Origin of the sequence: Nocardia brasiliensis ATCC 700358, assembly GCF_000250675.2 — a bacterium.
Taxonomy (GTDB): domain Bacteria; phylum Actinomycetota; class Actinomycetes; order Mycobacteriales; family Mycobacteriaceae; genus Nocardia; species Nocardia brasiliensis_B.
The window spans coordinates 8,607,871-8,620,676 of the sequence record NC_018681.1 but is presented as its reverse complement, the minus strand read 5'-3'; the positions used below and the strand labels follow the sequence as shown (position 1 = coordinate 8,620,676).

The window sequence follows — 12,806 nt, the reverse complement described above, 5'->3', positions numbered from 1 at the left end:
TGCGTGCCACTTACTCACTGGGTGATCCCTTTGCCGACGACATGCGCGTCGTACTGCGGGTGCTTGTCCAGGTAGGCCTTGATGAACGGGCACAGCGGCCGGATCGTCCGCTTCCGCTCGACGGTGTCCTCGATGGCGTGCTTCGCCAGGACGCTGCCGAGCCCCTTACCGGAGAACGCGCCGTCGATCTCGGTGTGGGTGAACACCGTTTCGTCGCCGCGCTCCTCGTACTCGGCGAACCCGGCGAGCTCGCCGCCGTAGGTCACCTCGTAGCGGTGCTTCTCGTCGTTGCGGACAACCTTGGCTTCGGGAGTGGCGGTGGTCATGGTCGACTTCTCCTTCGATGCGCGTACCGGGTGCTTGCTGAGGATCGACACGCGATTGAACGCGCCGATCGTGGTGGCCGTCCAGATGACGACGGACAGCTGGTCGTCGGTCAGGACCTCGCGGGCCGTGGCGTACGCCCGGTCCACGGTGTCCTCGTCCGGCAGCGTCGTGGTGACCTCGGCCAGCCGGAGGACGGCCCGTTCGAGCGGTGAATACAGATCCGTGCGGTCCCACGCGGGCAGAACCGCGAGTTCCTGTGCGGTATTCCCCGCGGCGAGCGCGGCACGCTGATGCACGTCCAGGCATACGGCACAGCCGTTGAGCTGGGAGACGCGCATGTTGATCAGCTCGACGAGCTTGCGGTCCAGACCGACGGCGGTGGCCGCGGCGCGCACTTCGTTGGCGACCTTCACGAGTGTGCGATACACACCGGGCGTCTGCTTGTCGATCCAGACGCGGTCATGCGGTTCATCGGGCTTCACCTTCATGGATGCTAGCCCCCTTCGGGGCTGGGCGTGCCGTGGGGTGACGCTCAAGCGGACCAGGGTCCGCACCTATTTACGGCGCTGTACAGAACTCGTAGAGATCGTCGCGCGGACCTCCCGCGGGTCGGTGCCCGGCACAAGAATGGGAAGTTCGTCGAAGGAGAAACGTCATGAGGTTCCGCAACCGCACCGCACCCACGCTGGTCGCCGCCTGCCGCCGTAGCGCGCACCGCATCTGGGCACGGCAGGATCTCACCCCGCAGGAGCGGGCGAACCTCCTCGCGGGCTGGACGCCGCCCGCGGTGATCAGCGCGTCGCTCGGCGGGCGCCACTTCCACTGAGCCCGAAGACGAGAACGGCCCGGCGACACCGAGATCGGTACCGCCGGGCCGCCGGTTCGGCGTGGGCCTAGATTTCGGTGAACCGCCGCAACTGGAACGGTTCGACCAGGATGTCGTCCAGCGCGGCCGCGCCCTGCTTCAGGTGCGGGGTCTCGAAATGCGCCGCCAACGCGTCGGCGTCGACCCACTCCTCCAGCAGCACGGCCTTGGCCGGGTCGGTGGGATGCAGGTACAGCTCGTAGCGCACGCAGCCCGGCTCGGCGACGGTCGGCCCGACCAGGTTCTCCAGCACCGCGCGCAGGTCGGCCTCCCGGCCCGGCTTGGCGGTGAAGCGGACATTGAGTGTCAGGGTGGACACGTCGTACTCCTGATCTGTTGTGGTTGGTGCTATTCCCGGCCCGCGGAACTGAAAGACATGTCCGCGTAACGATTTCCGGCTACCCGGTCGGCGATCGGGTCCAGCGTGGCCAATTCGTCCGCACGCAAAGCCAGGGTAGCGGCGGCCACGTTCTCCGCCAGCCGAGTCCGCTTGCGGGTTCCCGGGATCGGGACCACCGGCACGCCGTGCACCACCGCCCTGCTGTGCACCCACGCCAGCGCGACCTGCGCCAGCGTCACCCCGCGCGCCTCGGCGATCCGGCGCAGCGGGGCCAGCAGCTCGAGGTTGTGCGCCGCGTTGTCCCCGTTGAATCGGGGCATGCTGTGCCGGAAGTCTTTCTCGTCGGCCAATTCCTGTGCGGAGGAGAACGATCCGGCCAGGAAGCCGCGGCCCAGCGGCGAATACGGGACGAAGGTGACGCCCAGCTCCGCCGCGGCGGGCACCGCCGTCCGCTCGACATCGCGGGAGAACACCGACCATTCGGACTGGATCGCCGCGATCGGGTGCACGGCGTGCGCCGCGCGCAGTTCCGGCCCGGTCACCTCGGACAGGCCCAGCGCCCGGACCTTGCCTTGTGCGACCAGTTCGGCCAGCACGCCGACGGTCTCCTCGATCGGTACGGCGGGATCGCGGCGATGCATGTAGTAGAGGTCGATGGTGTCGATGCCGAGCCGGCGCAGGCTGGCCTCCACCGCGCGCCGGATATAGGCGGGGGAGTTGTCGATACAGCGGAAGGCCGGGTCGTCGGGTTTGGTGTAGATCGCGAATTTCGTTGCCAGTACCACTCGTTCGCGGTTGCGCCGGACGAACTCGCTGAGGAATTCCTCGTTGCGTCCCGCGCCGTACACGTCCGCCGTGTCGAAGAGCGTGACGCCGAGCTCGAGCGCGTGGTCCAGCATCGCCCGCGCCTCCACAGTGTCGGTGCTGCCGTAGAAGGCGCTGATCCCCATGCAGCCGAGCCCTTGCCCGCCGACCTCGATCCCACTGGCGCCCAACGTGGTGGTGGGCAGCGTGTTGCCGGTCATACCCGAATCCCTTCGCTCTCCTGCGCGGTGACCGGGGCCGGGCGCACGGGCTGTGCTTTGCCCTCGTACACGTCGATCTTGTAGTCCAGCACGGCCACGGTCTGGTGGAGTTCATCGATCTTGGCGAGTACTTCGGCACGTGTTTTCCGGAACATCGCCAGCCGCTCGGGGAACGTGGACTCCCCTTCGCGCACCAGCTCCGCGTATCGGACCATGTCCGCCACCGACATGCCGGTGGTGCGCAGCCGCCCGATCAGAGTCAGCCACTCCAGGTCGCGGTTGCTGAACCGCCGCTTGCCGGTGTGATCGCGGCCGATGTAGTCCATCAGCCCGATCCGCTCGTACCAGCGCAACGTGTCCCGGGTCAGTCCCGACCGCTCGGACACCTCCCCGATCGAATATCGCGGCGTTTCCCAGTCGCTGTCCCGTTCGCTCCGCGCGATTTCGCTCACGTCACTCGCCTTCCCGTCTGAACACCGTCGACGCTAGTCACCTGGAGTGCACTCCAAGCAACCCCCATTCTGCCGAAGCTCCCGACAGCCTCCGGCCGATCCGGTACTTTGCGTGGGACACTGGAGCCGACCGGGTGGGGCGAGCTGAGGAGCGAGGGTGACGGCACTTCCGGAACCGTGGCGGCTGCTGACGATTGCCGACTATTTGGCACTCGATGAGGACGAGCTGGTTCGCCACGAGTTGCAAGAGGGGGTTCTCGCCATTTCGCCGTCGCCGAAACCGCAGCACAATATCGCTGGTGCCGAGCTCTATAGCCAGGTGCGAGCGCAGCTGCCTCCCGAATTGGCGGTCGTACCCGATGTCGATATCGACCTCCAATTGGTTCCCGCCGACGGGCCTGCCACGGTCCGGCGGCCGGACTTGGTCGTGGTCGACCGATCCGAACTCGTCCGTGTGAAAGACGAACGAGACGTCCTTCGTGCATCCGGCGTCGTAGTCGTCGTCGAGATCGTCTCGCCGGGCTCCCGGCGCACCGACTTCGTCATGAAGAAGAGCGAGTACGCCGACGCCGGCATCCCGCACTACTGGATCATCGACCTGAGCGAGCCGCTGAGCCTGGTCGCCTTCCGGCTCACCGAGGAACTCGGCTACGTCGACGACGGTGAGGTGACCGGCACCTTCACCACGTCGTCGCCGTGCCCGCTGACCATCGACCTGAAGCAGCTCGGCTGAAGGTCGTCTCGGGAGCTCAGCCGTAGTTCGGGAGTTCCTGGATGGCCCATTTGTTGCCGTCGGGGTCGGCGAAATAGGTGAACTTGCCCCAGGCGAGTTCTTCGACCGGGGTGGCGGCGACGCCCGCGGCGGTCAGTTGTTTGTAGGCGTCCTCGGCATCGGCGACGACGATCTGCATGCCGACGACGCTGCCGGGGGCCGCGTCGGTGACCCCCTCGCCGATGCAGATGGAACAGCCCGAGCCGGGCGGGGTGAGCTGCACGAAACGCACGTTCTCGTCCACCCGGTGATCATGGTCGGCGTTGAAGCCGATGCTGGTGTAGAAGTCTTTCGCGCGATCCACGTCGGTGACCGGGATCGCGATGAGCTCGATTTTCCAATCCATTGCCAGAGCATGGCACTGGTCGCCGACAAAGTCCCGGAATCGGGCCTACCCTGGTCACATGCCAGGTAAGGACATCGACCGGATCAGGGCCCGCTCGGCCTGGGCGACGGTCAAGGAAAGCCCCGTGATCACCGCGATCGCGGTCGCGCCGGTGGTGCTCGCGGTCGCGCTCGTGTGGTGGCTGGTCGGCGGATTCGCCGCCTTCGTGCTGCTGGTCGTGCTCGGCGCGGTCGTGGTGGTCGGCGGCAAGCTGCTCCGCTGAACCCGCGCCGTTCAGCGCGGGATATGGAAGCGCACCAGCTCTCCTGCTCCCGGGTCGACCTGTGCCCACGGCCGGTCGAACTCGAGCACCGCCAGCGCCGAGGTGGGGAACTTCCGGCTGAGTTCGATCGCCGGCGCCGAACCGCGATTGCCCGCCAACTCCCATGCCGTCCACGGCATTCCGGGCGCATGCCCGATCACCAGCAGGGTCGCGACCTCCTCGTCGCTGAGCTGGACCAATTCGATGAGGCTCTGCGGCGAGGCCTCGTAGATGCCCGCCTCGTAGACGACCGGCGCGGTGATGCCGGTGGCCGTCAGCGTCTGCCTGGTCCGGGTCGCGGTGGAACAGCGCACCGCGTCGATCGGCGGCTGGGTCCGGCGCAACCAGTCGCCGGCCAGTCCCGCTTCGCGTTGCCCGCGCGGCGCGAGCGGGCGTTCGTGGTCGCCGACACCGTCGGGATACGCCGACTTTCCGTGCCGCATGAGGATCAGAGTCCGCACCATGGAGATACCGTAAGGCCTCCGGTCGCATGGCCTCGACCACACTCGAGGCAAACTGAAAGCGGCGTCACATCGCGACGGTTCCGCGACGTGCCGTTTTTGTCCACCTCTGCCCACCGAGTGGCCTACAGCCCACGTACATCTTCGAGGATCTTGACAATATGGCCTACGTCATCACGCAGCGTTGTTGCAACGACGCCAGCTGCGTTTCCGAGTGCCCAGTCGATTGCATCCGTCCGACCCCGGACCAACCGGAGTTCGCGACCACCGAGATGCTCTACATCGACCCCGACACCTGTATCGACTGTGGGGCGTGTGTAGACGCGTGCCCGGTGGAGGCCATCTTCTCCGAGGACGATCTGACCGCGTCGCTGGCCCGATACCGCGATATCAATGCCGCGTACTTCGAACGGCATCCGCTCGAATCCAACTTCGACCCGATCGTCACGCCGCCGCGTCCGCCGAAGGATCTCGGCACGTTGCGGGTCGCGATCGTCGGCGCCGGTCCCGCCGCCTGCTACGCGGCCGACGAACTGCTGCGCCGGGCCGATGTCGAGATCGAGATGTTCGACCGGGTGCCGACCCCGTGGGGGCTGGTCCGCAGCGGCGTCGCGCCCGATCATCCGGGCACCAAGACGGTTTCGGGTCTGTTCGAGTCCGCGTTCCGGCGCGAGACGCTGCAGTACTACCTCAATGTCGAGGTCGGCACGCACGTCACGCACGAGGAGCTGCTGCGCCACCACCACGCGGTGATCTACGCGGTGGGCGCCTCGACCGATCGCCGCCTCGACGTGCCCGGCGAGGACCTGCCGGGCAGCCACTCGGCCACCGAGTTCGTCGCCTGGTACAACGGCCATCCCGACTACGCCGAGCGGCAGTTCGACCTGTCCGGCGAGCGGGCGGTGATCGTCGGCAACGGCAACGTCGCACTCGACGTGGCCCGGGTGCTCACGGTGTCCCCGGACGAGCTGGCCAAGACCGATATCGCCGATCACGCCCTGGACGCGCTGCGGCGCAGCAATATTCGCGAGGTCGTGGTGCTCGGGCGGCGCGGCCCGCTGCAGGCGGCGTACACGTCCTCGGAGTTCCTGGCACTGGCCCACCTCAACGGCATCGACGTCGTCGTCGACGCGGCCGACCTGGAACTCGATCACGCGAGCCAGGCGGTGCTGGACGACCCGGAGATCGAACCGTCGCTGAAGCTCAAGTACACCCTCGCCGAGGAGTACGCGGGCGGCGCGCGCGACGACGGCAACAAGCGGATCGTCTTCCGCTACCTGGCCTCGCCGACGGCGTTGCACGGCGCCGGCAAGGTCGAATCGATCGAGTTCGCGCACAACGAATTGTTCGCCGACAGCGGTGAATTGATGGCTCGGGCGACCGACCGTACCGAGACCGTCGAGACCGGTCTGGTGCTGCGCTCGATCGGCTATCGCGGCGCCCCGGTCACGGACCTGCCTTTCGACGAGCGCCGCGGCATCGTGCCGAACGAGCATGGCCGGGTGCTCGAGGCGGACGGCAGCCCGCTGCCGGGCGTGTACGTCAGCGGCTGGATCAAGCGGGGTCCACGCGGGGTGATCGGCTCGAACCGGGTCGATGCCGAGGAAACCGTCGAACATCTCATCGCCGATTTCACCGCGGGCAAACTCGGTGCGCCCGAAGCGGATCGGGCGGCGCTGAAAGCGCTGCTGCGCGAGCGGCAGGCCGATCTGGTGGACCGGGAAGGCTGGCGGGCGATCGACCAGGCCGAACGGGCCGCGGGCAAGTCGGCGGGCCGGCCGCGGGTCAAGTTCACCACGCGGGCGGATCTGCTGAAGGCCGCGCGCGGCTGAGCGCCGGGGAGGCCGATCGGGTGCGCGGCGCTCGGTCGGCTTCCGCTGTCGCGCGGGCTATTCCGGCGGCAGCGGCATGATGCGCACGACCGTGGTGGTGGTGCCGCCGACCACGAACCACAGCCGCAGCACCGGCCGTCCGGTCCGGTCGCCGGGTTCGTAGCGGCTGCGCACGGTGACGTGCTGGCGGGCGAGCACCGGCGCGACGTACTCGATCACCGCGCGGTGCGGGCCTGCCAGCAGCTTCGGGTACTCGACCAGGAACTGCTCCACCGCCTGCCAGTAACAGGCGTTGTTGACGTGGTTGTACTGGTCGATATCGGTCGCGCGCACCGGAAACGGCATATCGGTGTCGGATTCGATCGGGGTGGTGTCGGTGAGGTACGGCCGCCAGCGCAGCCGATGTTCCTGGGTGGTCTGCGCCAGATAGGCCAGGCCCTCGTCGCTGATCCGGGCGGGTCGCTGGGTCAGTTCGCTGATGTTGATCCAGAAGCCCTCGGTCTCGATCAGCCCGCCGTTGCCGCTGGTCACCCGGACGCGCATATTCGCCCAGCGGGTCGACATCGCCGAGCACCAGCGCAGCAGCTGCACCTGCTCCGGCCACAGGATCGGCCGGATGACGTCGATCACCGTGCGCCGCACGATCCAGTTCGGATCGGAGTGGTGCAGAAATGTCTTGTGCAGGTTCTCCCAGGCGATGTCCTGCAGATAGCGGGCGATGGCGTCGAACCGCAGCCGGTCGTAGGGGTCCACATCGCCCGCCCGGATGGGCCACGCCGAGGCAAAGCCGATGCCCTCCTGGGGAAGCGGGGCGAGTGGCTGATCGAGTGACACTGGTGCTCCTCGCGCTGCACGGGGTGCCGCGTTCTTCGTGTGGTGCTGTTCTGAGACGACTTTACGGGGGTGTAGGTCACACCAGCGCGCCGAGTGCGTCAGTACTGCGGCGGTTACCCTGGAAAACCGGTCCTACCAGGTCGCTCGCCTCGATCGGCGACACGGATCGCGGCCGGATTCCGCTCGTGGGGACGCCTCGCACCGGCGCCGGTACGATCCCGGGGCAAGCATTTCAGGGGAGGACGCACGGTGAGACCGCTCGGCCCGCACGACCCGCGCACGGCGGGGCGGCACCAGTTGATCGCCGTCATCGGTCAGGGTGCGATGGGCCGGGTACTGCTCGGGCGCGCCCCCGACGGACGCCTGGTCGCGGTCAAGATGATCCACCGCCACCTCGCCAGGAACGCCGAGTTCCGCGCCCGTTTCCGCCTGGAAGTCCAAGCGTCCCAACGGGTCACCGGTGCCTACACCGCGGCCGTCATGGACGCCGACCCCGAGGCCGAGGATCCTTGGCTGGCCTCGGTTTTCGTGCCCGGCCCGGCGTTGCGCGAGTCCGTCGACCAGCACGGGCCGTTGCCCCTGGGCGGATTGCGCCTGCTCACCGCCGGACTCGGGTCCGCGCTCATCGAGATCCATCGCGCGGGCATGATCCACCGCGACCTCAAACCCACGAATGTGCTGCTGGCCGAGGACGGTCCGCGGGTGATCGACTTCGGCATCGCCCGCGCGCTCGAGGCCGATGTCCAGCTCACCACCACCGGCACGCTCGTCGGCTCTCCGGCGTACATGTCGCCGGAACAGGCCTCCGGCCACGAACTCAGCACCGCCAGTGACGTTTTCTCGGTGGGCGCGATGCTGTACATGGCCGCGACCGGGGACAGCCCGTTCCTCGGCGCGTCGGCGCCACAGACGCTGTACAACGTGGTGCACGACCGGCCGGACACCAGCCGGATCCCGCCGGTGCTGCGCCCGGTCGTCGAGGCGTGTCTGGACAAGAATCCGCTGCACCGGCCGACACCGCGTCAGCTGATCGACTCGGTGGCGACGATGCCCGCCCGATCCGGCTGGCCCGGCGCAGTGCGCCAGCAGATCACCCGGGACCGCGCCGAAGCCGACCGTTGGGTGGCTGCCGGTGGGGATCCGGCCGCCGAGCCGTCCCGGCGTGGCCGCACCTGGCTTGCGGCCGTGGCCGTCCTGGTCTTGGTGGCCGCGGGCACGGTCACCGGCGTACTGCTCAGCCGCGAGGACACGCCGAGCAGGCCTGATCCGTTGGCGAATCGCACCCTGGACCTTTCCGACGCGCAGCTGCGGCTCATCGACACCTGTGCGCTGCTCGGTCCCGACGTGGTCGGCGGCCTGGGGCAACCGGTCGAGGCCGAGCCGGCCGAATCAGCGGTCTGCGAAACCCGATTCATCGAATTGGACGGCAGGCAGACCCGGATGCGCGTGCGGGTCGGCACCCCGGTGACGTCCGGCAAACCGCTGTCCGAGCAGGTCGCGGGCCGGACCGTGCTGGACACCACGACGGAGACCGGCTCGTGTGGCCGCGCGCTCGCCGCGCGCGACGGTGCCACGGTCGGCGTCGAGGTGACGATCAGTGCGGCCGAACGTGATTCGTGCGGGTCGGCGACCGAAGTCCTGAAAGCCGTTGCCACCCGGCTCGTCCTGGATCCGCCGCAGGCTAAACTGCCCGATCCCTCCGTGGTCCGGATGGATCCGTGCGCCGCCGTGGCGCCCGGCATCCTCGACGCACAGCTGGGTTCCGGCGTCCGTGCTACACCGGGAGACGTGCACACCTGCACCTGGGCTGGAGCGACCACCGAACTCACGGTGCGGCTCACCGAGGCGAAGCGCGTCGATACCGACCCGAAATACACCACACTGTTCGTCGATGGTGGCAAACTCGGCGACTTCGACTCGGCCCGCCGCATCGATCAGGACGGCACCTGCGTGACGGTTCACCTGGTGCGGTCCACCGTCGGAGGCCGGGGTGACCTGATCGTCGTCTCGGCGCGTCCGTCCGCGGGAGCGCCGGCCGATACCGCCTGTGCCACTACCGAAGCCGTCCTGACCGGAGTTGTCGACGCAGTGAGGAGGTCCTGATGGTGACGCGCCTGGAGCCCGCAGACCCGACGCAGATCGGCCGGTACCGGCTGCTCGGCGAGCTCGGAGCCGGGGCGATGGGCCGGGTGCTGCTCGGCGTCGGACCCGACGGCCGCCTGGTCGCGATCAAGCAGGTGCATGCGCACCTGGTGGACGAGGCGGATTTCCTGCCGCGCTTCCGGCGCGAGGTGCAGACGTCGACGCGGGTGTCGGGCGCGTTCACCGCCGCCGTCGTGGATTTCGACGTCGATTCCGAAATGCCCTGGCTGGCCTCGGTATTCGTGCCGGGGGTGCCGCTCGACAAGGCAGTGAAGGAGTACGGTCCGCTCGACACCGACCAGATCCGGACCCTGGCCGTCGGGCTGGCCTCGGCCTTGCACGCGATCCACGGTGTCGGGCTGATCCATCGGGATCTCAAGCCCGCCAACGTCATTCTGGCCGAGGACGGACCGCGCGTGATCGATTTCGGCATCGCGCGCGCGGCCGAGGGCCGTTCGGAGCTGACCGGGACCGGATCGATCATCGGTTCGCCCGCGTTCATGTCGCCGGAGCAGGCCGAATCGATGCCGTTGACGCCCGCCAGCGATATCTTCTCCCTCGGCGCAGTGCTCGCCATGGCGGCGGGCGGGGTGAGCCCGTTCGCGGGATCGTCGTTGCCGACCACGCTGTACAACATCGTGCATGTCGATCCCGACCTGACCGGCCTGCCCGCCGAGGTCCGCGCGCTGGTCGAACCGTGTCTGGCCAAGGATCCCCAAGCGCGGCCGACGCCCGGCCAGATCCTGGACTTCCTCGGCGGCGTGCGGACCGGCGGCGCGCTGTGGCCGGCCGCCGTGCACGACGCGATCCGGCGGCAGGACGCGGAGTTGTCAGCCTTGCGGTCCGATCCGGAAGCGACGCAGTTCACCACCGTCGGCGCGGCCGCCCCGCCCGCCCAGCCGGGCGGTGACTTCGACACGCGCCTGGGCCAGCTCGTCGCCGCGGCCAGGATCACCGACGAGCGACGACGCCGGGCCCGGTTGCGGATCGGCGCGCTGGCCGGTGCCGTGTTGCTGGTCGTCGCCGTCGTGGCGGGGGCGATCGCCTGGGGCGGTGACGAGGAATCGACCGCGCCGCAGGCGAATTCGCTGGGTGCGCTCAACCTGACCAAGCTGCGCGCGGTCGATCTCTGCGCGGCGATGAAAGAGCCGCTGGTGCCCGCGCTGGGCGATTGGACGCAGAAACCGCTGTCCACCCGGTGGGGCGCGTGCGGTGCAGCGGCCGGCGGCTATCAATTCAACTTCGATATCGCGCGAACCGAAGGTTTCGTGGAAACCGGCGCAACGGTGGACGGCGCACCGGTGCTGCGGGACACCGCGGCGCCGGACGGCACCTGCGGGCGCGCGCTGCTGCCCGCCACGACCGAGCCGCAGTTCGCCGTCGTCGCCCGGGTGCAGGGTGCGGGTTCCGCGGACAAACTGTGCTCGGTCGCCGACGAAGCGTTGACGCGGTTCGCGCCGCGCCTTGCTGGCGGCGGACCGAAACTGCCGGACGTGCGCCGGTCGCTGGCCCGGCTCGATCCGTGCGCACTGGTGGACGTCGACGTCGCGAAACTCAGCATCGGCCGCCAGTTGCGTGGCGATGCCGATACGTTGCACTCCTGCAAGTGGGCGGGGGGAAACACGGTGGCGGTCCGATTGGAGCGCATCGCGCCGCCCGCGGAGACGCCCAAACCGATCGTGATCGACCTCGGTGGTGGCAACATCGTGAACATCGACGAGCAGGAGCTGAGCGCACCCGCCTGTGTTCGGCAGGCGGTGTACCGGCCCGGTCGTGAGGGGACAGCGGAAGTGGTGACGGTCCAGGTGGAGAATCCGGCCATGGCGGCGCATCCGGAGTTCAAATGTCTTGCCGCGCAGGACATCCTGCGCAACATCATGGGCAATCTGCCGGTGGTGCGCTGATGCGGGCCGTCTCGATCTCGCGCGGGCTGGCGCTGGCGTGTGTCGCCCTGTTCGCGCTCTGTGCCTGCGGCGACGTGCGCGGAACCGCGCTGCCAGGTGAAGCGGACACCCGGAAATTCGATGTCGGCGGCTACCCGACGGCGGTGCCGAAGATCGCGCCGGGCCTGGATCCCGTCGGCTATGCCCGGCTGGAGGGCGTGCGGCTGGCCGACGCCGTGATGAGCCCGCACGAGGTGGATGACAAGTACTCCGCGGGCGCCTCGGCACAGGTGCACACCGGTATCGAGACCCTGACCAGCTATCTCGCCGAACCGGTCCTGCCGGTGCTGCAGAATCACGGCTTCGTCGTCGGGTTCTCCACGGGTTCGGCCGACGCGGTGCTCCCGTTGACGCGGGCGACGGAGGGCAGTCGCGAACGCGAAGGGCTCACCGTCACCGTGCTGCGGTTCCGGGACAAGGACGCGGCGAAAGCCGCCGCGGCGGAGATGAACGCGGTCGACTTCGCGCTCAGTCCGGAGAACGCCGCCGTTCAGCTGCCGAAATACCCGGACTCCGGTGCGCATTGGCGGCCCGCGGTGCCCACCCTCGGCAGCACGACCGCCCACGGGGTGTTCGTGATCAGCACGCTGGCCGATGCGCGTACCACGGATCTGACCCGGCTGATCGGCATCACCCAGAAGTATCTGGACGCGGAACTGCCTGCGCTGGACCGGTTCACGCCGACGCCGACCGCCGAGTTCGGCACCCTGCAACAGGATCCGGATCGCGTCCTGACGCGCGCGCTGCACCCCGGCGGGACGGTGCCGCAGCCCGACGGCCAGGGCGAGGTCGTGCTGACCCTGCGCGGATATCTCAATTACATTCTCGATCAGTCCGGCCGTTATCCGGTGCTGCGGCGGGCCGGTGTCGATCGCGTCGCGATGACGCCGAGCGTTTTCGTCTTCCGTACCCGGGACGCGGCCGCGGCCAAGCAATTCGTCACGGAATCAGTGGAATTGGACAGTCCGGCCGACCGGCGCGCCTTCGATCCGCCGGAAGATGTACCCGACGCGCTGTGCCTGCAAAGCTACAACGTGACCAAAAGCGCGCAGTTCAGATGCTTTGTCGCCTACCACGAATACGCCGCACTGATCATCGGCCAGCAGCTCTTGGACACTCAGCAACGTGCGGCTGCCCAGTACGCGCTGTTCGCGAATACCCGCTGA

The 12,806-nt window shown here is 68.5% G+C and carries 14 protein-coding genes and 1 pseudogene; 7 read left to right on the top strand and 8 right to left on the bottom strand.

Annotated elements, in window-relative coordinates:
- Positions 1 to 14: 14 nt before the first annotated feature.
- Together O3I_RS46980 and O3I_RS46975 are read right to left on the bottom strand one after the other, a co-directional pair.
- Entirely contained in the window at positions 15 to 326 is a 312-nt protein-coding gene (locus O3I_RS46980; protein WP_337587895.1) for a GNAT family N-acetyltransferase, read from the bottom strand.
- Positions 327 to 347: 21 nt separating this feature from the next.
- A pseudogene (locus O3I_RS46975) lies at positions 348 to 815 on the bottom strand (carboxymuconolactone decarboxylase family protein); the annotation flags it as partial.
- Positions 816 to 982: 167 nt separating this feature from the next.
- On the opposite strand from O3I_RS46975, the gene O3I_RS45850 reads away from it, so the two are divergent.
- Entirely contained in the window at positions 983 to 1,153 is a 171-nt protein-coding gene (locus O3I_RS45850) for a hypothetical protein (protein WP_014988461.1), read from the top strand.
- A gap of 67 nt (positions 1,154 to 1,220) precedes the next feature.
- On the opposite strand, the gene O3I_RS45845 is transcribed toward O3I_RS45850, so the two are convergent.
- The 3 genes from O3I_RS45845 to O3I_RS38440 are packed head-to-tail and all read right to left on the bottom strand — an operon-like array spanning position 1,221 to position 3,009.
- Positions 1,221 to 1,511 (bottom strand): putative quinol monooxygenase, encoded by a 291-nt coding sequence (locus O3I_RS45845; protein WP_014988460.1) that lies wholly within the window; start codon positions 1,509 to 1,511, stop codon positions 1,221 to 1,223.
- 29 nt (positions 1,512 to 1,540) lie between these two features.
- On the bottom strand, positions 1,541 to 2,557 hold the full coding sequence (locus O3I_RS38445) for an aldo/keto reductase (RefSeq protein WP_014988459.1): 1,017 nt from the start codon (positions 2,555 to 2,557) through the stop codon (positions 1,541 to 1,543).
- A complete protein-coding gene (locus tag O3I_RS38440) occupies positions 2,554 to 3,009 on the bottom strand; it encodes a MerR family transcriptional regulator (protein WP_014988458.1) in 456 nt (151 codons plus the stop codon). The genes O3I_RS38445 and O3I_RS38440 overlap by 4 nt, the downstream gene beginning before the upstream one ends.
- Positions 3,010 to 3,166: 157 nt before the next feature.
- On the opposite strand from O3I_RS38440, the gene O3I_RS38435 reads away from it, so the two are divergent.
- Positions 3,167 to 3,742: a Uma2 family endonuclease gene (locus tag O3I_RS38435; RefSeq protein WP_014988457.1), complete on the top strand. Its 576-nt coding sequence runs from the start codon at positions 3,167 to 3,169 to the stop codon at positions 3,740 to 3,742.
- A gap of 16 nt (positions 3,743 to 3,758) precedes the next feature.
- Here O3I_RS38435 and O3I_RS38430 read toward each other — a convergent pair whose 3' ends face one another.
- The gene (locus O3I_RS38430; RefSeq protein ID WP_014988456.1) at positions 3,759 to 4,127 is read right to left on the bottom strand and encodes a glyoxalase superfamily protein; all 369 of its coding nucleotides are present in this window, start codon (positions 4,125 to 4,127) and stop codon (positions 3,759 to 3,761) included.
- A gap of 58 nt (positions 4,128 to 4,185) precedes the next feature.
- On the opposite strand from O3I_RS38430, the gene O3I_RS38425 reads away from it, so the two are divergent.
- Positions 4,186 to 4,389, top strand: coding sequence for a hypothetical protein (locus tag O3I_RS38425; protein WP_014988455.1), 204 nt, complete (start codon positions 4,186 to 4,188; stop codon positions 4,387 to 4,389).
- Between the two features lie 11 nt (positions 4,390 to 4,400).
- Here the strand turns inward: O3I_RS38425 and O3I_RS38420 are convergent, their stop codons facing one another.
- Positions 4,401 to 4,892, bottom strand: a complete 492-nt coding sequence (locus O3I_RS38420; protein WP_014988454.1) for a SixA phosphatase family protein — start codon at positions 4,890 to 4,892, stop codon at positions 4,401 to 4,403.
- A 158-nt stretch (positions 4,893 to 5,050) separates the two neighbouring features.
- Between O3I_RS38420 and O3I_RS38415 the strand changes: the two genes are divergently transcribed.
- Positions 5,051 to 6,721 carry an FAD-dependent oxidoreductase gene (locus O3I_RS38415; RefSeq protein ID WP_014988453.1) on the top strand — a complete coding sequence of 557 codons (1,671 nt, stop codon included), beginning with the start codon at positions 5,051 to 5,053 and terminating at the stop codon, positions 6,719 to 6,721.
- Between the two features lie 57 nt (positions 6,722 to 6,778).
- Here O3I_RS38415 and O3I_RS38410 read toward each other — a convergent pair whose 3' ends face one another.
- Positions 6,779 to 7,555: an acyl-[acyl-carrier-protein] thioesterase gene (locus O3I_RS38410; protein ID WP_014988452.1), complete on the bottom strand. Its 777-nt coding sequence runs from the start codon at positions 7,553 to 7,555 to the stop codon at positions 6,779 to 6,781.
- A 249-nt stretch (positions 7,556 to 7,804) separates the two neighbouring features.
- On the opposite strand from O3I_RS38410, the gene O3I_RS38405 reads away from it, so the two are divergent.
- Genes O3I_RS38405 through O3I_RS38395 form a run of 3 tightly spaced genes read left to right on the top strand, consistent with a single transcriptional unit; the run spans position 7,805 to position 12,806 of the window.
- Positions 7,805 to 9,658 (top strand): serine/threonine-protein kinase, encoded by a 1,854-nt coding sequence (locus O3I_RS38405; RefSeq protein WP_014988451.1) that lies wholly within the window; start codon positions 7,805 to 7,807, stop codon positions 9,656 to 9,658.
- The gene (locus O3I_RS43210; RefSeq protein WP_014988450.1) at positions 9,658 to 11,601 is read left to right on the top strand and encodes a serine/threonine-protein kinase; all 1,944 of its coding nucleotides are present in this window, start codon (positions 9,658 to 9,660) and stop codon (positions 11,599 to 11,601) included. Before O3I_RS38405 ends, O3I_RS43210 begins: the two co-directional genes overlap by 1 nt.
- The gene (locus O3I_RS38395) at positions 11,601 to 12,806 is read left to right on the top strand and encodes a DUF7373 family lipoprotein (RefSeq protein ID WP_014988449.1); all 1,206 of its coding nucleotides are present in this window, start codon (positions 11,601 to 11,603) and stop codon (positions 12,804 to 12,806) included. The genes O3I_RS43210 and O3I_RS38395 overlap by 1 nt, the downstream gene beginning before the upstream one ends.

Coding starts and splice junctions, on each gene's coding strand:
- O3I_RS46980 (WP_337587895.1), bottom strand. CDS start 326: ATGACCACCGCCACTCCCGAAGCCAAGGTTGTCCGCAACGACGAGAAG.
- O3I_RS45850 (WP_014988461.1), top strand. CDS start 983: ATGAGGTTCCGCAACCGCACCGCACCCACGCTGGTCGCCGCCTGCCGC.
- O3I_RS38445 (WP_014988459.1), bottom strand. CDS start 2,557: ATGACCGGCAACACGCTGCCCACCACCACGTTGGGCGCCAGTGGGATC.
- O3I_RS38430 (WP_014988456.1), bottom strand. CDS start 4,127: ATGGATTGGAAAATCGAGCTCATCGCGATCCCGGTCACCGACGTGGAT.
- O3I_RS38425 (WP_014988455.1), top strand. CDS start 4,186: ATGCCAGGTAAGGACATCGACCGGATCAGGGCCCGCTCGGCCTGGGCG.
- O3I_RS38420 (WP_014988454.1), bottom strand. CDS start 4,892: ATGGTGCGGACTCTGATCCTCATGCGGCACGGAAAGTCGGCGTATCCC.
- O3I_RS38415 (WP_014988453.1), top strand. CDS start 5,051: ATGGCCTACGTCATCACGCAGCGTTGTTGCAACGACGCCAGCTGCGTT.
- O3I_RS43210 (WP_014988450.1), top strand. CDS start 9,658: ATGGTGACGCGCCTGGAGCCCGCAGACCCGACGCAGATCGGCCGGTAC.
- O3I_RS38395 (WP_014988449.1), top strand. CDS start 11,601: ATGCGGGCCGTCTCGATCTCGCGCGGGCTGGCGCTGGCGTGTGTCGCC.